Below are 21,237 nucleotides of genomic sequence, written 5' to 3' on the forward strand. Positions count from 1 at the left end.
CGGCCAGGGCCGCTACTCGACGGCGTAGAGCTTCTCCAGCGCGTCGTAGCTGCCCTTGTCGACCAGCCGCTGGCGCTCGCCGAAATCGGCCAGCCGGTCGCGCACCGCGTCCAGCCCGCCGTCGCGCTTGAGGGCGCCGAGCACTTCGCTCATCGCCCGCATGGCGGCCTGCAGCGGGGTGTTGGCGTACAGCACCAGGGCGAAGCCGATCTCCGCCAGCTCGGCCTGCGGCAGCAGCGGCGTGCGACCGCCGACCACCATGTTGGCGATCTGCGGGACCTTCAGGCGCGCGGTGACCGCCTTCATCTCGTCGACCGAGGTCGGCGCCTCGACGAAGGTCATGTCGGCGCCCGCCTCGATGTAGCGCTCGGCCCGCTCGATGGCGGCGTCCAGGCCCTCGATGGCGCGGGCGTCGGTGCGGGCCATGATCAGCAGGTTCCCGTCGTCGCGGGCGTCGACCGCCGCCTTGACCTTGGAGACCATCTCGGCGACCGGGATCACCCCCTTGCCGTCGAAATGCCCGCACTTCTTCGGGAACACCTGGTCCTCGATCTGCAGGCCGCAGGCGCCGGCGCGCTCCAGCAGCCGCACGGTGCGCCGGGTGTTGATGGCGTTGCCGAAGCCGGTGTCGATGTCGACGACCATCGGCAGCGACGAGATCTCGCCGATCGCCTCGACGGTCTGCACCAGCTCGGTCAAGGTCACCAGCCCGATATCCGGCACACCGAGCAGCGTGTTGGCCACCCCGGCCCCGGTCACGTACAGCGCGTCGAAACCGGCATCCTCGATCACCCGCGCGGTCAGCGCGTTCGCGGCACCCGGCACCAGCAGCGCCCGGCGTTCCTCGACGGCGGCGCGCAGGCGACGGCGACGGTCGGCGATCCGATCGCCCGTCACGCTCTCGTCCGGCACGGGCACCTCCTGAACTGATTGCAGGCGCGCCGATCGCGCGCGGTCACATGCGGCATTAAACGACGCCCGGCGATCCCGTCAACTGTTGACAATCTCCGAGAGGGCGTTGGACGATCCGCCGGTCCGTCATTCTCTGGCGCTGCCGCGCGGGAAGGAACAGGGTGTCCGGCGCAAGCACGGTCTGCCGCATGCTGTCGACCAGCGGGATCCTCGGTTACGGCTTCCCGGAGGAGTCGCTGACCCGCGGCATGGGGCGCGGTATCCACATGCTCGGGGTCGACGGCGGCAGCACCGACCCCGGCCCGCACTATCTCGGCTCCGGCAAGACCCTGAACTCGGCCCGCGCCATGCGCCGCGACCTGCGGCTAATGCTGCGGGCGGCCCGCGGCCACGGCATCCCGCTGGTCATCGGCACCTGCGGCGGCGCCGGCGGCAACCCGCACCTGGCGGCGGTCGCCGACATCGTCCGCGCGCTCGCCCGCGAGGACGGGCTGCGGTTCCGGCTGGCCACCATCGAGGCCGAGCAGGACAAGGCGGCCCTGCGCCGGGCCCATGCCGACGGCCGGATGGCCCGCCTGCCCGGTGGCCCCACCCCCGACCCGGACGCCCTCGACCGCTCCGAGCGCATCGTCGCGATGATGGGGCCGGAGCCGTTCGCCGCCGCCCTCGACGGCGGGGCCGACGTGGTGCTGGCCGGCCGTTCCAGCGATCCGGCACCGTGGGCGGCGATGGCGATCCGCGCCGGCCTGCCCGCCGCCCCGGCCTGGTACGCCGGCAAGATGCTGGAATGCGGCGCCACCCCGGCGGTCCCCAAGGGCCACGACTGCCTGGTGGTCGACGTCGACCGCGACGGCGTGATCCTGGAGCCGGCGGCGCCCGAGCGCCGCTGCACCCCGTCCTCGGTCGCCAACCACAGCCTGCACGAGAACCCGAGCCCCTGCATCCACGTGGAGCCGGGCGGCGTGCTCGACACCACCGACTGCCGGTTCGAGGCGGTGTCCGACCGGGCCGTCCGGGTGTCCGGCATGACCTGGTCGCCGCAACCCTACACCGTGAAGCTGGAGGGCGCGGAGCTGGCCGGCTACCGGGCGATCACCGTGTGCGGCACCCGCGACCCGCTGCTGATCGCCACCCTCGACGACTTCCTGGCTCGGGTCCGCGACGCGGTGGCGACCAAGGCCGCCGCCCTCGGCGTCGACGTCGACGGCTACCGGCTGATCGTCCGGCGCTACGGCCTGGACGGCGTCATGGGAAGCGCCGAGCCGGTGAGCGACGCCCGCCCGCACGAGATCGGCTTCGTGATCGAGGTGATCGCGCCCGACCAGGACACCGCCGACGCGGTGCTGGCGCTGGCGCGGGTGACCATGCTGCACACCGACTTCCCGGGCCGGCTCTGCCGCGAGGGCAACATGGCGTTCCCGTACTCGCCGTCCGACATCGCCGCCGGGCCGGTCTACCGGTTCTCGGTGTTCCAGACCATGACGATCGACGACCCGCTCGCCCCGTTCCCGATCCACTACGAGGATCTGTGATGGCCGCGATCCGCGACATCGCCAAGGTCTGCAAGAGCAAGAACGCCGGGCCGTTCCAGCTCACCGTCGACGTGGTGTTCGAGACCCGCGCCCAGTACGACGCGGTGGCGGCGACCGGCGTGCTCGGCCCGGCCCTGATCGCGCGGCTGTACGGCGTGCCGGAGGCCGACGTGCTGTTCACCCCCTACCCGGCCGGCCTCGCCTTCAAGGCGACGATCCCGCGCGCCGTGCCGGCCGGCGACCTCGGCGACACCGACGTGTACGGCTGCCAGCAGCACGCGCCGCTGCTGGACGTCGACATCCCGGTGAACGACTGGCCGGACGCGGGGTCGTGAGGCGGTCCGTTCGCGCCCGTCGCCGACTGGGTTCCGGATGCGTTCCACCTCCGGCGGTCCGCTCCGGAATGACGACCACGAGGGGAGAGCATGCCCGCCTCTCTCCCAATTCTCGTCATTCCGGGCGGGCTGCGCCCGACCCGGAACCCACCCGCCGCCGTACGATGTCGGCTGCCGATCGGAGAACTCCGGGCGGAACCGCCCTAGGCCACCACCTCGACGGCGGCTGCCGCAGTCGCCGCCATATGGCGCTCGAGGCTGGCGCGGCTGCTCTGGATGTGGGCCCGCATCGCGGCCTCGGCGGCGTCCGGGTCGCGTGCCTCCAGCGCCGCCAGCACCCGGCGATGCTCCTCGAGCGCCTGCGCGGGCCGGCCCGGCCGGGTGCTGAGCCGCTGCCGGTACAGGCGCAGCAGCGAGTACAGCTCCTCGTCCAGCATCTGCACCAGCCGCGCGTTGCCGCTGGCCCGCACGATCCGGTAGTGGAAGTCCAGGTCGCCGCCGCCCTGGAAGTAGCCGCGGCCGCTGATCACCGCCTCGTCCTCGGCGTGCTGCTCCAGCATCCGCTGCAGCTTCTTCAGCTCGGCCGGCTTGATCCGGGTTGCCGCCAGCCGGCAGGCCATGCCCTCCAGGCTTTCGCGGATCACCAGCAGGTCGATCAGCTCGTCGTTCTTCAGCGAGATCACCCGCGCGCCCTGGTTGGCGACCCGCTCGACCAGGTTGCGTCCCTCCAGCCGGCCGATCGCCTCGCGCAGCGGCCCGCGGCTGATGCCGTAGCGCCGTGCCAGCGTGGTCTCGCTCAGCCGTTCGCCGGGCTTGAGCTCACCGGTCATGATCGCCTGTTCCAGCCGCTCGAAGGCGAGCGAGGACAGGTTGGTGGAGACCAGGGGCTGCGGGTGTTCGATGTTCGCCAAGTGTCGCTTCCCTTGCAGTGTCGCGGTCTTGTTCCGGGGCGCGTCTCAGGCCCCGTCGGCCGCTTGCGTTTTCATGTGCCCGGCGATCTCGCCGAGCGTTGCCTGCCACAGCCGGTCGAATCCGGCAATCCGCTCCAGCGCCTCGTTCAGGTAGCGGATGCGATGCGGCATGCCAATCAGCCATGGATGCAGGCCGAGCCCGAAGTAACGCCCGGACCCGGCGCCTTCCCGATGCAGAACCGACAGCGCCTCCCCGACCAGGTCGGGATAGCGGTGCGAGAAGACCCGCCGGTGCCACAGCAATTGTACATCGTCCCACTCGGCCTGGCACGGAATCGAGATGAGCGAGGGCTCCGTGTTCAGCGGATAGGGCTGGTCGTCGTTCGGCCAGTCGGCGACGTAGTCGAGCCCGGCCTCGGCCAGCAGGTACGGCGTGCGCACGGTCTCGCCGAAATCCTGGGCGACCCAGCCGCGCGGCCGCGCCCCCGTCGCCGCGGCCACGGTGTCGATCGAGCGGGCGATCAGCTCGCGCTCCCGGGCCTCGTCGAGCTTGGCGGTGACCATCCGGGTGGCGTGGGTTGCGTGGGCCGCGAACTCCCAGCCGCGTCGCCGGCACTCATCGACCAGGTAGGGGTAGCGCCCGCAGGCGGCGGCGTTGACCGCGACGGTCGGGCGGATGCCGTGGCGGTCGAGCGCGTCGAACACCCGGAAGATGCCGACACGGTTGCCGTACTCGCGGATCGTGTAGGCCCGGTAGTCGGGCCGGAAGTCGCCGAACGGGTCCTTGAAGCGCGGGTCGCGGACCGCCGCCGCCGGCGGATCCAGCTCCCAGTGCTCGAGATGCAGGACCACCGCGAACGCCACGTGGGCGCCGCCCGGCCAGCGCAGCGGCGGCCGGGCCGGCAGCGCCGAGAACCGGTACAGGTCGTGGTCCATGCCGGGCGCGCGGTAGGACGGCATCTATCCCTCCTCGACCGGGTTCTGCGAGATGTACCAGTCGGCGATCCGGCTGCCGGTCGTCAGCCAGACCCCGTCGCGCTCGACGATGTGGCGCAGCGCCCGCTCCAGGTGCCCGATCCGGTGCGGGTGACCCATGATGTACGGGTGCAGGGCGATGCAGACGACGCGGCCGTGGTCGGCGCCCTCGTCCCACAGCGTGTCGAAGTGGTCGGTGATCATGCGGGCGAACTCCTCGCCCTCGAACGGGTGGCGCCAGACCATCGCGTCGTTCACGTCCATCTGGTACGGCACCGTCACCAGGCGGCCGCTGCGGACCGTCATCTCGGTCGGCTGGTCGTCGTGGTACCAGTCGCAGTAGTAGGTAATGCCGGCTTCGGCCACGAGGTCCGGGGTGTTGTGGGTGAAGGTCGCGGCCGGCGAGAACCAGCCCCTGAGCTGCTTGCCGGTGAAACGCCGGTAGGTCTCGACGCAGTCGGCGATGATCGCGCGCTCGTCCTCCTCGGCCAGGCCCCAATGGTACTGGGTGTTGTAGACGCCGTGGCACAGCACGTCCCAGTCGCGCTCGATCATGGCTTCCATGATCTCGGGATAGTGCTCCCAGTTGGCCATGTTCAGGGACACCGTGCACGGGATGCCGAGCCGGTCGGTCACCTCCATCATGCGCCACAGACCGACCCGGTTGCCGTAGTCGCGGGTCCCGTAGCCGAGCACGTCCGGATGCGGCATGCGCGGCCACGGGTCGCGGGCGCCCGGCGGGCTCGGCAGGTATTCGTAGTGCTCGACGTTCGGCACCACCCAGACCGCCACCCGCGCCCCGTCCGGCCAGCGCAGCGGCGGGCGGGTCACGATCGGCGAGTACGGCACGCGGTCACGGATCATGCGGCGGCTCCGTCGTCGGCGGCATCAGCGTCAGGAAGCGGCGGGTGGGTTCCGGATCGCCCCCGGATCAAGTCCGGGGTCGTCCGGAATGACGAAGAGAGAGAAATGGTCGACGGGCGGCTCACCTCCCTCCCGTCGTCATTCCGGACCGGCGCGCCGACGGCGCGGCGGAGCCGGAACCCACGGAGCAACGGGCGTCGGCGGGAGCTTGCCGCCACAGTCGTCAACGGTATCGGACCATCGAGGGAGAAACGGACATGACCAAGGTCGACACCAGGCTGGCGGGCGGCACCGTGCTGCTGCCGGGGCTCGGCTTCCGGGAAGCGGACGTGCTGGTCGGCGACGGCCGGATCCTGGCGGTGACCGAGCCCGGAGCCGGCGAAGAGGCGGCCGAGACGGTCCGGCTCGACGGGCTGACCGTGCTGCCGGGCGCCTGCGACGTGCACCTGCACCTCGGGCACGGCAGCGACATCGCGCGGCCGAGGGTGCCGTCGGACGCCGACACCGAGACCGCGGCGGCGGCGATCGGCGGGGTCACAAGCTTCATCCCCTACGTGATGAGCCCGACCCCCTACGCGCCGCTGTTCGACGAGCTGAAGGCAGTGACCGAGCAGGGCGCGCGCATCGACTTCGGCTTCCACTTCGTGATCAGCACCGACGAGCAGCTGGCCGAGCTGCCGCGCTACATCGCCGAGTTCGGGGTGCCGACCGCCAAGCTGTTCATGAACATCCGCGGCGACGAGGGCAAGCGGCTGGGCCTGCCCGGCACCGACGACGGCTTCCTGTTCCGGCTGCTGGAGGTGCTGCGCGACCACGGCGGCATGCTGTGCCCGCACCCGGAGAACATCGAGGTGGCCTGGGTGCTGCGCGACCGGGTGCTGGCCGCCGACCCCGACGGCAAGGACGGGCTGTCGAGCTGGAACGCGACGCGCCCACCGTTCGTGGAGGCCGACGCGATCCGCCGCGCGGCGTATTTCGGCCGGGTGGTCGGGGCGCCGGTCTACACCGTGCACACCTCCTCCGGCGAGGCGCTGGCCGCGGCGGTCGAGCAGCGCCGCCAGGGCAGCCGGATCACCATCGAGACCTGCACCCACTACCTGACCCACGACACCACCACCCCGCTCGGCGCCGTCGCCAAGGTCAACCCGCCGCTGCGCGAGCCGGCCGACCGCGAGGCGCTGTGGGAAGGCATCCGCCGCGGCGACATCGACACCGTCGGCACCGACCACATCCACCGGCCGATCACCTCCAAGGACGGCGGCATCTGGAAGGCCCAGCCGGGCTTCCCCGGTCTCGACGCGTTCCTGCCGGCGCTTTTCACCGAAGGCCACCACCGCCGCGGTATCCCGCTGGAGCGGCTGGCCGAGCTGGTGACCAGCAAGCCGGCCGACGCCATGGGCCTGTCGCCGCGCAAGGGCCGGATCGCGCCGGGCGCCGACGCCGACTTCAGCGTCCTCGACATGAAGGCGAAGTGGACGGTGGAGCGCGGCGGCCTCGCCACCGATGCCGGCTACTCGGTGTACGAGGGCCAGGAGATGGCGTGCCGGGTGGTCCACACGGTGGTGCGCGGGCGGTTCGCGGTGCGCGACGGCGCGCTGGTCGACGACGCGCGCGGCACAGGGCGGTTCGTGGCGCGCCGCCTCAGGTGACGGGGCGGCGGGCGGGGTCTCGCTCGCTTGCGGGTCCCGGATCTCCGCGGCTCTGCCGCTCCGTCCGGGATGAGGAGCAATAGTCACTCCATCTCCTCCTCATCCCGGCCGAAGCGCAGCGCAGAGCCGGGACCTACCCATTGCGGCACCTTGCGGCATACAGCCGGCCGGACAGCCGCGCCGGGCCGGTCAGGACCGCGGCGTCGTGGCTGACCTCGCGGCCGATGCCGATCCCCTGCTCGATCGTGAAGCGGTCGTCGAGCCAGCCCTCGACCGCGGCGGCCGGAATCGGCCGTAACGGGCCCTGGTTGGGCACCTGGGCCCGCGACTCGACCTCGCTCCAGTGCCGGCCGTAGGTCGAGTCCGCATTCCGGACGCTGGCCACGAGGTGACCGCCGGCGCGCAGCACCCGGCGCACCTCGTCCAGCATGCGCTCGGGATCGGGCATGTGCTCAAGCACCTGCGGCAGGACCACCGCGTCCACCGTCCCGTCGGCATACGGCAGCCCGCCGTCGGCGAACCGGTCGAAGGCGACCCGGTCGAGCACCAGGCCCTCCTGCCGGAAGCGCTCCTCGACGAAGCTCAGATTGTGCGCCGACAGCTCCGCCAGATGCAGCCGGACCGACGGGTCCAGCCGGCGGCGCAGCTCGACGCTGTAGGTCCCGCCCCACGGCATGACCTCGACGACCCGCGCACCGTCCGGCAGCGCCGGCAGAAGGTCGAGTTCGACCGCCGTCGCCTCGCCCTGGCGGCGCGAGACGTAGACCCCGGCCAGCGGCGACTTCGCCCACACGGAGTAGCCGCGGAAATCGCCGATCTGACCCCAGCTCCAGTCCCTCGGATCCCAGACCGCGAACGGGTTGTCGTCGTTGCGGATCGCGAAGAACGGATACCGCTCGGCCGGCTTCGCCGGGTAGCGGGTGACCGCCGGGCGCTCGAACCGGTTCCAGGAATGCACCTCGGCGAACGGCCGGCGCGGCGCCTTCATCGGCGGAGCGGAGGGTTTCGGCCGGCCGATCGCCAGCGCGCCCTGGATCTCGAAGGTCGGCGGCACCGCAAGCATCTCGGCGAGTGCCTCCTTGTCGCCGATACCGGCGTTCCAGATCGTCGCGAAGCCGCGCAGGTGTGCGCTCAGCATCATGTGGTAGGCGGCGCCGGCGACCGATTGCACGACCGAGAAGTTGCCGTGCGTCCAGCCCTTCTGGAAGCACAGGTAGACCAGTGCCGAACAGTCCGCGAAGTGGTGGTTGCCGCCGGAGATCTCCCAGGCCCGGCGCTTGAGCGCCGGGTCGTCGACCACGATGAAGTGCCATTGCTGCTGGTTGCAGGACGACGGCGCCTCGGTGCCGTCGGCCACGATCTCGGCCAGCACGGTCCGGTCGATCGGGCTGCCGTCGAAGTCGCGACAGGAATGCCGTTCGGCCAGCACGTCCAGGATGTCGCGCCAGTCCGGCCGGAGCGGCCCGTCGGCCGCCGGCGGGGCCGCCGCCGACGGCGAGGATTCCGATGGTTTCGCAGTCGTTTCCGGCACGCGTGGGCTCCGTTGCTGTCGGCCGGTCGCGGCCTGCGGTTTCCAGGCCCGGCAATGCGTTGACAGCAGGCCGCCGCACCGCAAAAATGTCAACAGTTGACCGATTGTCCGGTCGAACGGGCCGCAAGGTTCACTTGGCCGGACACGAATAAGCGCCCATCATGTCGAAGGGTGACGGAAGGGGAGCAGCAGGCCTTCGACCGCTTCGCCGGCCGCCCGGGAGGGTGGGTCGGCGGTCCGTCATCCGCTGGGTGCGGGCCGTCCGTCCGGAGACCGGTCGTCGACCGCCGCGGAACAACCAACAAGGCTGAGCGTCCACGGGGAACGGAGGTACTCAATGAAAAAGCCAATGCGCATGCTGGTGCAGGCCGCGGTCGTGCTGACGACCGTCGCGGCCGCCGCTTCGGCCCACGCCGAAGCCGAATTCAAGCTCCGCTGGGGCCACTATCTGGGGAACAGCAAGTTCCTGGTGCCCGAGCAGAACTTCGCCAAGGCCATCGAGGAGCGCACCAACGGCCGGGTGACCATCGAGATCGCCTATGCCGGTGCACTCGGCAAGGGCAACGAGATTCTCACCCTCGCCGGCCGCGGTGCCATCGACATGGCCTCGGTCGTACCGGGCTACTACGCCGACCAGCTGCGGTTCTGGAAGGCCTTCCAGATCCCGTTCATCTTCAACTCCTCGAAGCAGGCGATCGAGGTCTCGATCGCGTCCTACAAGGAACTGCCGATGTTCAAGGCGGAGCTGGACAAGATGAACGTCCGGTTCCTGTTCCATCAGCCGCTCGGCGAGTACTACCTGACCGGCCCGTCGCCGGACTGCGACACGGTGGACGGCCTGAAGGGCAAGAAGATCCGCAGCTTCGGCGCCGACATCCCGAAGGCGCAGAGCGCCATCGGTGCGGTGCCGGTGACCATCGGCGTCGGCGACATCTACGAGGCGCTGCAGCGCGGCAACCTGGACTACTCGTTCATCAACGCGGGCAACATCCTGGCCACCAAGATCTACGAGCCGGGCAAGTACAGCTGCGGGCCGATCATGTCGATCGCCGGTCACCTGATCGTCATCGGCAACCGGACCTGGGACCGTCTGCCGAAGGACATCCAGGACATCTTCCTGGATCAGGCCGCCAAGAGCCAGGCCGAGTACATCCCGTTCCTGGACAAGGTCGAGAGCGACGCCAAGGCCGAGATCGAGGCGAACGGCGGCGTGTTCAAGCCGTTCCCGGCGGCCGAGATGGCCAAGTGGCGCGCCGCCGCTCCCGATATGCTCGAGGGCTGGGTCAAGGACATGGAAGGCAAGGGTCAGGGTGCGGAGGCCGCCCAGGTCGCCAAGCGCTGGCGTGAGCTGACCGCGAACTAAAGGGTCCGCCCGCAACGATCGCCCGTTCGGCCGCTCGATCGACGGCGGCCGGACGGGCGATTGCTCATTCCGGAAGCCGCCCCGGAGGGCGCAGTCACCGATGCAGCTGATCTCCAAGATCCTGGAACGCCTGGCCCTGGCGGTGCTGCTGGTCGGCGGCATCGGCATGCTGATCTCGATGTTCCTCGGGACCGCCGACGTGATCGGTACGCAGGTGCTGTCGCAACCGGTGCCGGGGGCGCGCGAGATCACCGAGAGCACCATGGTGCTGATCGTGTTCGGCGCCCTCACCTACGGCCAGATCCGGCGCAGCCACATCCGGGTCGAGCTGCTGTACACCCGCCTGCCGCCGCGCGGCCGGGCCGCGCTCGACATCCTGGCCGACCTGTGCGGCCTGCTGTTCTTCGGCCTGCTGCTCTGGCAGGCGATCAACGAGGCCGAGTTCAGCATGCAGATCGGGGAGGCCACCGACGGGCTGATCCGGTTCCCGCTGTATCCGGCGCGCATCATCCTGGCGACCGGGACCGCGCTCCTGCTGGTGCGGCTGGTGCTGGACGTGGTCGTCGACCTCGGGCACCTGATCGCCGGCACCGAGATCGAGCAGCGGATCGATCCGGCCTACGCCGACCTCATCGAATCGGACTCCAAGTAGCAGCGGAGAGGCACGGCGGTGCTCGACCCAGTCACCACAGGCTTCATCGTCGCGGGCGTGCTCTTCACCCTGCTGGCGCTCGGGGTCCACATCGGGATCTCGCTCGGCCTCGGCGGCATCCTCGGGATCTATCTCGCGATCGGGCCGGACGCCGCCTGGGCACAGCTGGCGACGATCCCGTTCAGCACCACCAACTCGTTCGACCTGGCGGTCATCCCGCTGTTCATCCTGATGGGCTCGCTGGCGACCCAGGCCTCGCTCACCACCGATCTGTACCGGGCCGCCTACAACTGGCTCGGCCGGCTGCCGGGCGGGCTGGCGATCGCCACCACCATGGCGTCGGCGGCGTTCGGCGCGGCCTGCGGCTCGACCATCGTCAACGCCGCGATCTTCACGCGCATGGCGATGCCGGAGATGGTCCGGTTCGGCTACGACAAGCGGCTCAGCGCCGGCTGCATCGCCGCCGCCGGCACCCTGGCGTCGCTGATCCCGCCGAGCATCCTGATGGTCGTCTACGCGATCATCACCGAGCAGTCGATCGCCCAGCTGCTGATGGCCGGCCTGCTGCCCGGCCTGCTGTCGGCGGCGGTGTTCGTGATCGGGATCGTGGCGATCGCCAAGTGGCGCCCGGATTTCTGCCCGAAGCCCGACATCGTGATCCCCTGGAAGGAGCGCTGGGAGTCGCTGAGCCACGTCTGGGGCATCGGCTTCCTGTTCGTCCTGGTGATCGGCGGCATCTATTTCGGCTGGTTCATCCCGACCTATGCCGGCGCCATCGGCGCGTTCGGCGCCTTCCTGATCGTGCTCGGCAAGCGCCGCCTGTCGGTCGGCGGCATGGTCGACACCTTCAAGGACGCCGGCACCACCACCACGGTGATCTTCATCATCGTGATCGGCGGCATGCTGTTCGCCCGGTTCCTGACCTACACCGGGCTGATCCACACGATCTCGGACGGGCTGCTGGCCATGCAGCTGTCGCCCTATGTCTACCTGCTGGCGTTCGCCGTCCTGTACCTGATCCTCGGCATGTTCGTGGAGCCGATCGCGATCATGGTGATGACCCTGCCGGTGATGTTCCCGATCCTGGTGAAGGCCGGCTTCGACCCGATCTGGCTCGGCGTGATCTCGGTCAAGCTGGCGGAGATCTCGCTGCTGACGCCGCCGGTCGGGCTGAACGTCTACGTGGTCCGAAGCTCGTCGCCGATCCCGCTGACCCTCGAGGAGGCGTTCGCCGGGGTCACCCCGTTCGTGCTGATGGACCTGGTCACCCTCGGCCTGCTGATCGCCTTCCCGGCGATCTCGCTGTTCCTGCCGAAACTGATGGCTTACTGAGCCGGGCCGTTCGCGGCCGGGCGACCTTCTACCGACCCGCCCGGACCTCCGCCGCCGCCCTGAGCCCGGCGATCCGGCCGAGGCCGAGCGCGGTCAGCAGGCCGTTGCCGGACGCGTAGCCGCCGGCGCCGCTGCGGCCGCTGATGCCGGCCGCGGCACCGCCACCGGCGAACAGGTTGGACACCACGCTGCCGCCGGGCCGCAGCACGCGGGCATGGTCGTCGACCAGCAGCCCGCCCTGGGTGTGGAACAGTCCCGGCTTGACCTTTACGATGCCGAACGGCGGCTGCAGCGGGGCGAGGTTGAAGTGCGTGCGGCCGAACGCGTCCGCGGCCTCGCCGCTCGCCGCGGCGTTGTAGGCGGCGACGGTAGCGGTCAGGCCTTCCTGGTCGATCCCGGCCGCCTGCGCCGCGATCGCCGGCGTAGCGCCCCAGCGCACGCCGCCCATCCCGGCCATCTCGGCGTACTCCTCCTCACCCATGGCGACGTCGTGGATCCGCCGGTCGTAGACCGCCCAGGCAAACTCGCCCTGTCCCATCACCACCGGCGCGTAGCCGGAGTAGCCGGCATCCTCGTTGCCGAACCGCCTGCCGTCGGCACCCACCAGGATCCCGCCCTTCTCGATGGTGGTCCACGACAGCAGGCTGCCCTGCGGGTAGGCGACCGCGGCGTAACCCTGGTAGGCCGCCATGTTGCCGAGCGCGGCCCCGACCCGCTCGCCCCAGCGTACCGCCTCACCGGTGCTGCCGAGCGCCCCGAAATACTCGGCACCGGCGATCTCCGGGCACCAGCGCCGGACCATCTCGCGGCTGCCGGCGAAGCCGTTGGTCGCCAGCAGCACCTTGGCGGCCCGGACCGGCTCGCCGCCGATCACCGCCCCCATGACGGCCCCGTCCTCGACGATCAGGTCGTCGACCGGGTTGCCGACCGCCAGCGGAATGCCGCGGTTGGCGACGAACTTCAGCAGGTCGTCGACCAGGTCCTGGCCGCGGCGCGAGCTCGGCGCGTGGAGGCGCGGCACCGAGTGGCCGACGTGCCTGTACTCGGTGATCAGCCGCATGCGGGCGCCGAGCCCGTCGATCAGCCACTCGACCAGCGGCGCCGACTGCTCGGCCATCAGCCGGGTCAGCGGGTCGGCGTCGTGATGGCCGCTGACCGCCAGCAGGTCGGCGACCATGCGGTCGGGCGAATCCTCGATGCCGGCCTCGCGCTGGTAGCGGCTGCCGGCCCCCGGTATCGAGCCGGTGCTGAGTGCGGAGTTGCCGCCGGGGCGGTCGAGCTTCTCGACGATCGCCACCTCGATGCCGGCGTCGTGGGCCGCGATCGCCGCCGCCAGCCCGCAGGCCCCGGCACCGATCACCAGCAGGTCGGTGGTGGTGTCTGCGCTCACGCCGTCATCTCCCGGACGCTGCGGTCCCAGGGTGCCGCCAACATCGCCGGATCGAGGTCCAGCAACCGCATCAGCGCCGGCGCCATCCGCGGATACGGCGCCTCGACGATGCCGACGATCTTGGCGCGGATCTCCTCGGGCGCGAACGGCCGGTCCGGGCCGCCGCGGGCGCTCAGGCATTCCTCGGTGACCCGGCTGCCGTCGGCGGTCTCGACGACGACCCGGGCCGGCCGGTCGTTCGGCCAGGCCGGCTCCGGCTCGAACGCGCCGATGCTGACCGCCTCGCGCAGGGCCGCGACCTTCGGGTCGTCCAGGGTCGAGGCGTGGAACGCCTCGGCCCCGGCATGGCCGTGCACCGCGGTCGAGGCCAGGATGTGCTGCATGGAGAACTTCGAGGCCAGCGTGGTTGCCGGCCGGGCGTTGTCCAGCTTCCGGCCGCGCCAATGGGTGTCGATGTGGATGCCGCGGATGCCGGCGGCCCCGCCCGGGACCTTCGGCAGCGCCGCCAGCATCGCCTCAACCGCCGAGTGCGCGTACTGGCAGCAGGCGTGCAGCTTGTGATAGCCGTCGGCCAGCGCCCAGGACCCGCCCAGCTCGTCCGTCAGCTCGCCCGGGTGGCAGTCGCCGGCGAACGCGGCGCCGTACACGTCGTGCAGGCTCTCGGGCCGGCCGGTGATGCCGATCTCCGCCCAGTCGACCGCCCGCAGGCCCGCCCAGGCGCCGACGCCCGGCCAGACGTTGCGGACCAGCGCACCCTGGACCGTGTGGTTGAACGGCCCCGGCACCACCATGGTGGCGGCCGAGCCGATCGCCGCCGCCACGGTCTCCGGCGGAAGCCGCCGTAGCGCCGCCACCGTCGCCGCCGCGCCGACCGCCGCCAGGCTGCCGTGCGGGTGCAGGGTGAGGGTCGACCAGGTGAAGGCGCGCGCCACCCGGCCGGCGGTCTCGTAACCGATCGCCAGCGCCCGCAGCATGTCCTCGGCCGACGCACCGGTCGCCTCGGCCTCGGCCAGCAGCGCCGGCACGCAGTACAGGCCGGCGTGGCAGATCACCCGGCGGTAGCCCTCGTCGAGCTCGCACCAGTCGGCGGCGCTGCCGTTGGCTGTCGCCGCCGAATAGCGGTCCAGGCGCTGGCCACGGGCGTTGAACACGGTCGCTTCCGGGGTCCCCGAGGACCGGGCCATGCCGTCGTGCAGGGCCATCAGCTCGGGCTCGCCGCGGGCCGCGACGATCGCCGCGAGGTCGTCGGCCAGCACCACCGCGGCCCGGCGCCGGATGGCATCGGGAATGTCCGCCCAGGCCAGCCCGGCCGACCACTCGGCCAGGGCCGTCAGCCCGGCCGCGATGCGCCTCGGGTCATCAGCCGCCGCGCCCATCGCCGTCACGCCCCGGCGGCGCGGACCGCCGCACCACCGACCGCCTTGCGCAGCGCCTCGATCGCGTCGGCAGTCGGCATCACGTCGGCGTACTTGGCGTTCATGTCGAACAGGTTGACCGCGTGCGAGGTCGGGCTGCGGTCGTAGACGCATTCCTGCGGCACCACGACCTTGAAGTTGTAGGCGAAGGCGTCGCTGACCGAGGACCGCACGCAGCCGCTGGTGGTGCAGCCGGTGACGAACAGGGTGTCGGCGCCGAGGTCGATCAGGTGGCTGACCAGCGGGGTCCCGAAGAACGCGCTCGGGTGCTTCTTCGGCAGCAGCACGTCGCCCTTCACCGGCGCCACCTCCTCGACGAAGGCGTAGCCCTTCTGGTCGATGGTCATGATCGACGGCACCTTCTCGGCCAGCCGGCCGGAATCGGTGTCGACGTTCTTCGGCGCCACGTGCGGGTACAGCACCGGCAGGCCGAGCCGCCGGAACTCGGCCAGCAGCGGCCGGATGTGGTCGACCGCCGACCAGCCGTCCTCGCCGCAGGCGGTCGGGTACTCCTCGATGGCCTCCCAGTACGGCCGGCGGACGGTGCCGACGGTGCGGTACTGGACATCGATGATCAGCAGCGCCGGGCGCGACCCGATGCCGCCGGGCCGGCCGAAGCCGGCGGCCTCGTAGCGGCGCTCCTCGTCGTCGGTGATCACGCTGCTCCACGGGCGCATGGCGGCCTCCCTGTCGGCGGAACCGGGTTCGGAAAATTGTCGACAGTTGACGGGCCGACTCGCCCCTTGTCAAGATGCCGGAGGCGCCCGCCGGCGCCGGATTCCAGCCGATGGGCCGAGCCATGAACCTCCCGAAACACGACCGCTACGACTATGTCCCGCTGAGCAAGCGACCGGATTATTCCTGGCCGGACGGCAAGCGCCTGGCGGTGTGCTTCTGCAACAACATCGAGGTGTTCGGCTTCCTGTCGGGCCTCGGCAGCGACAGTGCCAGCCTCACCGCCCCGCAGACCACGCGGAACTACGCCTGGCGCGACTACGGCAACAGGGTCGGCCAGTGGTACCTGTTCGACCTGCTGGACGAGATGCAGGTGCCGGCGTCGCACAACCTGAACTCCTGGCTGCTCGACGAGTGCCCGGAGATCGGCGAGCGCATCAAGGCGCGCGGCGACGAGGCGGTCGGCCACGGCCGCACCAATGCCGAGCGCCAGGACGTGCTGGACGAGGCCGGCGAGGCTGCGCTGATCAGGGAATGCACCGACGGCATCGCCCGCCACATCGGCACGCCGCCGGCCGGCTGGCTCGGCCCGTACCTGGCGCAGACCCCGGTCACCCTCGACCTGCTGAAGGAGGCCGGCTACCGCTACGTCATGGACTGGCCGGCCGACGACCAGCCGTTCTGGATGCGCACCCGCTCGGGACCGATCCTGTCGATCCCCTACTCGATCGAGCTGAACGACTCCCCGGCCCTGGTGTTCCGCCAGCAGGCGGCCCGCGACTTCGAGGACATGATCGTCGACCAGTTCGAGGAGATGCTGCTGCAGTCGGCCAAGTGGCCGCTGGTGTTCACCGTGGTGCTGCACCCGTTCATCATCGGCCAGCCGTTCCGGCTGCGCGGCCTGCGGCGGGCCATGGAGAAGATCCTGGCCCGGCGCGACGAGCTGTGGATCACCACGCCCGGCGAGATCGCCCGCTACTGCGCCTCGCTGCCGGCCGGGATCATCCCGGGGTCCTGAGGACGAGCGGGCCCGTCACTCCGTGGGTTCCGGCTCCGTCCCGCCTTCGGCGGCCCGGCCCGGAATGACGTCGAGGAAGGGGGTGTCCTGGAGGCACCCCTCCAATTAGTGTTCCGGTGACAGTGCACTGAACTGGCGTGGTCCTGCCGGTGTTCCGGACTCGATCAAGGCGCGCGTCCCGAGCCCGTCGGTCCGAACCGGATCACGGATCAGGATAAGTGCACTGTCACCGTATCTTTCACCGTATCTTTGTGGGTTCCGGCTCCGTCCCGCCTTCGGCGGCCCGGCCCGGAATGACGTCGAGGAAGGGAACGTCCAGGAGGCACCCCTCCTATTGACGTCATTCCGGACGGACGCGCCGCCCTCGGCGCGACCGAGCCGGAACCCACCTGCCGCTCCGCCATCATCCCGGCACCCGGACCCGGCCGGCCCACGGGTCGACCACCGCGGCCACCGCCTCGGCCGCCGCCAGCAGCGCGCCGTCGGCGAACCGGAAGCCGACCAGCTGCACGCCGAGCGGCAGGCCGCCGGAGCCCTCGCCGGCCGGAATCCCGACCACCGGCACGTGCAGCACGGTCCACAGCGAACTCAGGATCGAGCTGCCGCTGCTCTCGAGCCCCCGGTCGGCCTCGCCGGTCGCGCCCGGGCACAGCACGGCATCGACGTCGCGATAGTGGGATTCGAACACCAGCCGGGCATGCGCGCCGTAGTCGAGCGCCGCCTTGAGGGCCGGCCGGGTGATCACGCCGGGGCCTTCCGCCTGCCGCCGCAGGCCGTCGCTGAAGCGGTCGCCGTAGACCCGGGCGTGCGGCAGGAAGGCGGCCCGGCCCTCGCCGCGCATGATCGTCTCCTTGGCGTCGTTCAGGGCGTTCAGCGACGCTGGCAGCTCGCGCGCGACCACCGTCGCCCCGGCCGCCTCCAGCGCCCGCACCGCCCGGTCGAGCGCGGCGTGGCCGTCGGCCGAGACCTTGTCGGCATACGGCGTGCGGCAGACCGCGATCCGCAGCCCGGCCAGCGGCCGCGGTGCCGCGGCGGTCTCGATCCCGAGCACGCCGGCCACCAGCGACAGGTCGGCGACGCTGCGGCCGTACCAGCCGATGGTGTCCAGGCTGGCGGCGTACAGCTTGGCGCCCTCGCGGCTGACCTCGCCCCAGGTCGGTTTCAGGGCGTAGACGCCGCAGTAGGCGGCCGGGCGCATCATCGAGCCGCCGGTCTGGGTGCCGAACGCCAGCGGCACGTGCAGGTCGGCGACCGCCGCGCCGGAGCCGGCCGACGAGCCGCCGGGCGTGCGGCCGGGATCGTGCGGGTTGCGGGTCGCGGCGTTGCGGCCGCCGGCGGCCGCGAACTCGGCGGTGTCGGTCTTGCCGAGCGGGATCGCGCCGCCCGCCCGCATCAGCGCCACGCAGCCGGCGTCGTCGACCGGCACCCGCGACAGGTGCAGCGGCGAGTTGTGGGTGCCCGGCTGGCCGGCGACGTCGATCACGTCCTTCACCCCGAACGGCATGCCATGCAGCGGCCCGCGGACGCGGCCAGCGGCCCGCTCGGCGTCCATCTGGCGGGCGGCGGCCAGGGCGCCCTCCCGGTCGACGCTCAGCCAGGCCCGAACCGTGCCGTCGCGCCGTTCGATCCGGTCCAGGCAGGCCGCGACCAGTTCCACCGACGACAGCCGCCGCTCCGCCATCGCACCAGCCGCTTCCGCCGCAGTCAGCGTTTCAGCCGTCATGTCCAGAGCTCCGTGGGTTTGAACGACAGGACCGATCCTAGTTCGTCGGCAAGCGGACGGGGAATCCGTGCGACGCTCTCGGCCATGCTTCGTGCCAGCCGCCCGGCCCGGCCGGCACGGGCCGGTGCCGCCGGCGGTCGCGCGCAAGCGGACGCCGGGCGTACCGGATCGGGCGGCACGACGCCAGCGAAGCCGATCGCCGCTTCCAGGGCCGCGCCGGCGCACAGCAGGACCGCCTCCGCGAACGGCCGGGCCGCCAGCTGAACGCCGATCGGCAGCCCGGCCGGGTCCAGCCCGGTCGGCAGCACCAGCGCCGGCTGGCCGGACAGGCTAAACGGCGTCATCGCGGAGTCGCCGGTGAACCGCACGCAGCCGGCCTCGTCGTCGAGGCGCGGCGCCGGCGTCATGGTCCCGGCACACAGCATCAGGTCGCAACCGGCCATCGCCTCGACCAGCGCCTCGACGAGCGCCCGGCGCCAACGCTGGGCGTCCAGGTAGTCCGAGGCGGTCAACCCGGCCGCCGCCTCGAGCTTGTCGCGCAGCGCGGTGCCGATCGCCGTCGACGGGTCGTCCAGCCACCGGCGATGGATGGCGAAGCTCTCGCCGGCGTTGACGATCCGGCCGCAGGCGCGGAAGTCGCGCAGGCTCGGCCCGACCCGACGGTCGACTGTCTCGGCGCCGAGCCCGCGCAGGATCCCGACCGCACTCTCGAAGTGTTCGGCGACCGCCGGGTCCGCGACCGGGTCGCCGTCGTGGAACGACCGGACCACGGCGACCCGGAGGCCGTCGAGGCGACCCGAACCCGGCACCGACTCGGTTCCCGTCGTCGCGGCCAGCGCGAGCGCGGCGTCGGCGACCGTGCGGGTCAGCGGGCCGAGATGGTCCTGCGACGGGCAGTTCGGCAGCATCCCGGTCCGCGGGATCAGGTCGTAGGTCGGCTTCAGTCCCACCAGGCCGCAGGCCATGGCCGGCAGCCGCACGGACCCGCCGGTGTCGGTGCCGATCGCCAGCGGCACCATGCCGGCCGCCACCGCCGCCCCGGCGCCGGTGCTGGAGCCGCCGGTGAAGTGGTCGGGGTTCCAGGGGTTGCGGGCGACCGGTGCCGGCAGGTCGTCGTACACGGCGCCGGTGCCGGTGCCGAACTCGTAGGTGTTGAGCTTGCCGATCAGGATCGCCCCGGCGTCGCGCAGCCGGCAGTGCACCGCGGCCTCGGCGCCGTCGTCGGCCAGCGGCAGCCGGGATGCGGCCCGGGTCGGCAGCTCCGCGGTCCGCAGGATGTCCTTCAGGCCGTAGGGGATGCCGTGCAGCGGGCCGCGGCGGCGGCCGGCCTCGATCTCCCGGTCGGCCCGCTCGGCGGCGACAAGCGACCGATCGGCGTCGACCGCCACCCAGGCACCGACGATCGGGTCCAGCCGGGCGATCCGGGCCAGGCAGGACTCGACCAGCGCCCGCGCGGTCAGCCGACGCTCGGCGATCGCACGGGCGGCCTGGCCGACCGGCAGGAGACAGGGTTCGGTCACGAGACACTCCGCGGCAGGACGGGCAATCGTAGCGTCGCAACGATGCAACGGTCACGCTGCCCGCGACGGAGCAGTCAAAGCCGTCCAAGCCGGCGGGTCAATCCGGGTCGGTCACGTCCTCGATCCAGGTGAGCGAGGCCACGGCGCGCGGAAAACCGAGCGTGGGGATCGCCAGCATCGCGACCTGCTTGAGCGTTGCCGGATCGATCCCGGCCTCGACCGCCCGCCTGGCGTGCGAGTGCACCGCCCCCTCGGACCCCGCGCCGATCGCCAGCGCGAGCTTGACCAGGCGCCGGGTATCGGCGTCGAGCGGCCCGCAATCGGCACAGGCCTCGCCGAGCTTGGAATACGCCGCCCAGATATCGGGATAGGCCTCGGCAACGTCGCCGGCAGCGCCCGGCAGCTTGTCGGTCATTTGTCCCTCCATGTGGTTTCGTCGACCGAGTTCAGACCCGGCCGTCGTCCATCAGCGGATCCGGCTTGGCCAGCCGCCGCAGGTCGTCCAACTGGTTCAGCACGACCTCCCGCCCGTTCACGTCGACCCCGTAGGCGCGCAGGGTGCCGAACGCCCGCGACAGGTTCTCCGGCGTCATACCCAGCAGCGCGGCGAGCGTCCGCTTGTCGAAGGCCAGGCGAACCGTTCCGGCCGCCCCCTGCTCGTCGTGCTGGACCAGCAGCCAGTTCGACAGCCGCTCGACGCCGGTCCGCAGCTTCTGGGACTTGAGCGCCTTGACCGCCCCGCGGAAGGCGCCGGACAGTTCCCAGACGATCGCCCGCATGAACGCCGGATCTCGATCCATGGCGTCGCGGACGCTCTCGGCCGGAATCATCAGGATGCGCGAGCGCTCCAGGGTGCGTGCCGTCATCAGGTAGACGGCATCGCGCAGGACCGCCGCCAGGATGAAGGTCGAGACCGGTTCCATGATCGCCATCGTGGTCTCGCGGTCGTTGCCGCGCGCGACCATCTCGACCGCTCCCTCGACCACAACATGCAGGAAGTCGGCGCCGCCGCCCTCCTCGATCAGCGTGACCTGCGGCGGGAACCACTGCAGGAACGCGCCCTGCATGAGGATGTCGAACGACTCCTCCGACATGGCGGCGAACAGGTCGAGTGCGCGGACGGTGGGCAGATCCTCGGAGCGCATGAAGCGACGCTCGCATCATTCTTGATAAACATCAAGCACGAAGAATAAATCTTTCTCTGAATCAATCAAACTTCTCATTTTCCAAACAAACTCCTGCATACCCGCCCCCCAAACCAATTCTCGCGACCTCTTATTTTGCCACGACGACGGTACATGTTGACCTGGATCAAGTTCAAGCCGCGGCCGCTCCACGAGATTGCCTGCACGGACAGCACCCGGACGGGTGAGGTCGTCAGTCAAGTGGGGTTCGACCATGCAGCATATCGACGGAGTCACCCCGGGAACGCAAAACCGC

At 71.2% G+C, this 21,237-nt stretch carries 20 protein-coding genes; 7 read left to right on the forward strand and 13 right to left on the reverse strand.

Annotated elements, in window-relative coordinates:
* Window positions 1-12: 12 nt before the first annotated feature.
* Entirely contained in the window at window positions 13-912 is a 900-nt protein-coding gene (locus tag IE246_RS25345; protein WP_229837497.1) for an isocitrate lyase/PEP mutase family protein, read from the reverse strand.
* A 161-nt stretch (window positions 913-1,073) separates the two neighbouring features.
* Here IE246_RS25345 and IE246_RS25350 point away from each other — a divergent pair, with 161 nt between their 5' ends.
* Both IE246_RS25350 and IE246_RS25355 read left to right on the forward strand, forming a co-directional pair.
* A complete protein-coding gene (locus IE246_RS25350) occupies window positions 1,074-2,444 on the forward strand; it encodes an acyclic terpene utilization AtuA family protein (RefSeq protein WP_229837498.1) in 1,371 nt (456 codons plus the stop codon).
* Window positions 2,444-2,779 carry a DUF4387 domain-containing protein gene (locus tag IE246_RS25355; RefSeq protein ID WP_189995003.1) on the forward strand — a complete coding sequence of 112 codons (336 nt, stop codon included), beginning with the start codon at window positions 2,444-2,446 and terminating at the stop codon, window positions 2,777-2,779. Before IE246_RS25350 ends, IE246_RS25355 begins: the two co-directional genes overlap by 1 nt.
* Window positions 2,780-2,982: 203 nt before the next feature.
* Here IE246_RS25355 and IE246_RS25360 read toward each other — a convergent pair whose 3' ends face one another.
* The 3 genes from IE246_RS25360 to IE246_RS25370 are packed head-to-tail and all read right to left on the reverse strand — an operon-like array spanning window position 2,983 to window position 5,529.
* Window positions 2,983-3,690 (reverse strand): GntR family transcriptional regulator, encoded by a 708-nt coding sequence (locus tag IE246_RS25360; RefSeq protein ID WP_189995005.1) that lies wholly within the window; start codon window positions 3,688-3,690, stop codon window positions 2,983-2,985.
* Between the two features lie 45 nt (window positions 3,691-3,735).
* The gene (locus IE246_RS25365) at window positions 3,736-4,650 is read right to left on the reverse strand and encodes a polysaccharide deacetylase family protein (protein ID WP_189995007.1); all 915 of its coding nucleotides are present in this window, start codon (window positions 4,648-4,650) and stop codon (window positions 3,736-3,738) included.
* On the reverse strand, window positions 4,651-5,529 hold the full coding sequence (locus IE246_RS25370; protein ID WP_189995009.1) for a polysaccharide deacetylase family protein: 879 nt from the start codon (window positions 5,527-5,529) through the stop codon (window positions 4,651-4,653).
* Window positions 5,530-5,786: 257 nt separating this feature from the next.
* On the opposite strand from IE246_RS25370, the gene IE246_RS25375 reads away from it, so the two are divergent.
* The gene (locus IE246_RS25375; protein WP_189995011.1) at window positions 5,787-7,178 is read left to right on the forward strand and encodes a dihydroorotase; all 1,392 of its coding nucleotides are present in this window, start codon (window positions 5,787-5,789) and stop codon (window positions 7,176-7,178) included.
* Window positions 7,179-7,311: 133 nt separating this feature from the next.
* Here IE246_RS25375 and IE246_RS25380 read toward each other — a convergent pair whose 3' ends face one another.
* Window positions 7,312-8,709: a nitroreductase family protein gene (locus IE246_RS25380; RefSeq protein ID WP_189995012.1), complete on the reverse strand. Its 1,398-nt coding sequence runs from the start codon at window positions 8,707-8,709 to the stop codon at window positions 7,312-7,314.
* Window positions 8,710-9,046: 337 nt separating this feature from the next.
* Here IE246_RS25380 and IE246_RS25385 point away from each other — a divergent pair, with 337 nt between their 5' ends.
* The 3 genes from IE246_RS25385 (at window position 9,047) to IE246_RS25395 (ending at window position 12,056) form a co-directional block, all read left to right on the forward strand.
* Window positions 9,047-10,072, forward strand: coding sequence for a C4-dicarboxylate TRAP transporter substrate-binding protein (locus IE246_RS25385; RefSeq protein ID WP_189995013.1), 1,026 nt, complete (start codon window positions 9,047-9,049; stop codon window positions 10,070-10,072).
* Between the two features lie 100 nt (window positions 10,073-10,172).
* A complete protein-coding gene (locus IE246_RS25390; protein WP_189995014.1) occupies window positions 10,173-10,724 on the forward strand; it encodes a TRAP transporter small permease subunit in 552 nt (183 codons plus the stop codon).
* A gap of 18 nt (window positions 10,725-10,742) precedes the next feature.
* Window positions 10,743-12,056: a TRAP transporter large permease gene (locus IE246_RS25395; protein WP_189995015.1), complete on the forward strand. Its 1,314-nt coding sequence runs from the start codon at window positions 10,743-10,745 to the stop codon at window positions 12,054-12,056.
* A 28-nt stretch (window positions 12,057-12,084) separates the two neighbouring features.
* Here IE246_RS25395 and IE246_RS25400 read toward each other — a convergent pair whose 3' ends face one another.
* From IE246_RS25400 to IE246_RS25410, 3 genes are read right to left on the reverse strand one after another with little or no spacing between them, the layout of a single operon-like run.
* Window positions 12,085-13,446, reverse strand: a complete 1,362-nt coding sequence (locus IE246_RS25400; protein ID WP_189995016.1) for an FAD-dependent oxidoreductase — start codon at window positions 13,444-13,446, stop codon at window positions 12,085-12,087.
* Window positions 13,443-14,822 (reverse strand): MmgE/PrpD family protein, encoded by a 1,380-nt coding sequence (locus IE246_RS25405; protein ID WP_189995017.1) that lies wholly within the window; start codon window positions 14,820-14,822, stop codon window positions 13,443-13,445. Before IE246_RS25405 ends, IE246_RS25400 begins: the two co-directional genes overlap by 4 nt.
* Window positions 14,823-14,827: 5 nt before the next feature.
* Window positions 14,828-15,538, reverse strand: a complete 711-nt coding sequence (locus tag IE246_RS25410; protein ID WP_189995019.1) for an isochorismatase family protein — start codon at window positions 15,536-15,538, stop codon at window positions 14,828-14,830.
* Window positions 15,539-15,660: 122 nt separating this feature from the next.
* Between IE246_RS25410 and IE246_RS25415 the strand changes: the two genes are divergently transcribed.
* Complete coding sequence (locus IE246_RS25415; protein ID WP_189995021.1) at window positions 15,661-16,554, forward strand: polysaccharide deacetylase family protein; 894 nt, start codon at window positions 15,661-15,663, stop codon at window positions 16,552-16,554.
* 403 nt (window positions 16,555-16,957) lie between these two features.
* On the opposite strand, the gene IE246_RS25420 is transcribed toward IE246_RS25415, so the two are convergent.
* From IE246_RS25420 to IE246_RS25440, 5 genes are all read right to left on the reverse strand, one after another.
* Window positions 16,958-18,277, reverse strand: a complete 1,320-nt coding sequence (locus IE246_RS25420) for an amidase (RefSeq protein ID WP_189995023.1) — start codon at window positions 18,275-18,277, stop codon at window positions 16,958-16,960.
* Window positions 18,274-19,797, reverse strand: a complete 1,524-nt coding sequence (locus tag IE246_RS25425; protein ID WP_189995025.1) for an amidase — start codon at window positions 19,795-19,797, stop codon at window positions 18,274-18,276. The genes IE246_RS25420 and IE246_RS25425 overlap by 4 nt, the downstream gene beginning before the upstream one ends.
* Before the next feature lie 97 nt (window positions 19,798-19,894).
* On the reverse strand, window positions 19,895-20,212 hold the full coding sequence (locus tag IE246_RS25430; RefSeq protein ID WP_229837499.1) for a carboxymuconolactone decarboxylase family protein: 318 nt from the start codon (window positions 20,210-20,212) through the stop codon (window positions 19,895-19,897).
* A 31-nt stretch (window positions 20,213-20,243) separates the two neighbouring features.
* A complete protein-coding gene (locus IE246_RS25435) occupies window positions 20,244-20,942 on the reverse strand; it encodes a cyclic nucleotide-binding domain-containing protein (protein ID WP_189995028.1) in 699 nt (232 codons plus the stop codon).
* Between the two features lie 15 nt (window positions 20,943-20,957).
* Window positions 20,958-21,197, reverse strand: a complete 240-nt coding sequence (locus IE246_RS25440) for a hypothetical protein (RefSeq protein ID WP_189995029.1) — start codon at window positions 21,195-21,197, stop codon at window positions 20,958-20,960.
* Window positions 21,198-21,237: the final 40 nt, after the last annotated feature.

The sequence above is a fragment of the Thalassobaculum fulvum genome (assembly GCF_014652915.1).
GTDB lineage: Bacteria > Pseudomonadota > Alphaproteobacteria > Thalassobaculales > Thalassobaculaceae > Thalassobaculum_A > Thalassobaculum_A fulvum.

Bases quoted from the DNA above. Each gene is read 5' to 3' on its own strand.
- IE246_RS25440 (WP_189995029.1), bottom strand. From the start codon at position 21,197: ATGGTCGAACCCCACTTGACTGACGACCTCACCCGTCCGGGTGCTGTC.
- IE246_RS25355 (WP_189995003.1), top strand. From the start codon at position 2,444: ATGGCCGCGATCCGCGACATCGCCAAGGTCTGCAAGAGCAAGAACGCC.
- IE246_RS25420 (WP_189995023.1), bottom strand. From the start codon at position 18,277: ATGACGGCTGAAACGCTGACTGCGGCGGAAGCGGCTGGTGCGATGGCG.
- IE246_RS25415 (WP_189995021.1), top strand. From the start codon at position 15,661: ATGAACCTCCCGAAACACGACCGCTACGACTATGTCCCGCTGAGCAAG.
- IE246_RS25430 (WP_229837499.1), bottom strand. From the start codon at position 20,212: ATGACCGACAAGCTGCCGGGCGCTGCCGGCGACGTTGCCGAGGCCTAT.
- IE246_RS25435 (WP_189995028.1), bottom strand. From the start codon at position 20,942: ATGCGCTCCGAGGATCTGCCCACCGTCCGCGCACTCGACCTGTTCGCC.
- IE246_RS25375 (WP_189995011.1), top strand. From the start codon at position 5,787: ATGACCAAGGTCGACACCAGGCTGGCGGGCGGCACCGTGCTGCTGCCG.
- IE246_RS25365 (WP_189995007.1), bottom strand. From the start codon at position 4,650: ATGCCGTCCTACCGCGCGCCCGGCATGGACCACGACCTGTACCGGTTC.
- IE246_RS25390 (WP_189995014.1), top strand. From the start codon at position 10,173: ATGCAGCTGATCTCCAAGATCCTGGAACGCCTGGCCCTGGCGGTGCTG.
- IE246_RS25385 (WP_189995013.1), top strand. From the start codon at position 9,047: ATGAAAAAGCCAATGCGCATGCTGGTGCAGGCCGCGGTCGTGCTGACG.
- IE246_RS25405 (WP_189995017.1), bottom strand. From the start codon at position 14,822: ATGGGCGCGGCGGCTGATGACCCGAGGCGCATCGCGGCCGGGCTGACG.
- IE246_RS25370 (WP_189995009.1), bottom strand. From the start codon at position 5,529: ATGATCCGTGACCGCGTGCCGTACTCGCCGATCGTGACCCGCCCGCCG.
- IE246_RS25410 (WP_189995019.1), bottom strand. From the start codon at position 15,538: ATGCGCCCGTGGAGCAGCGTGATCACCGACGACGAGGAGCGCCGCTAC.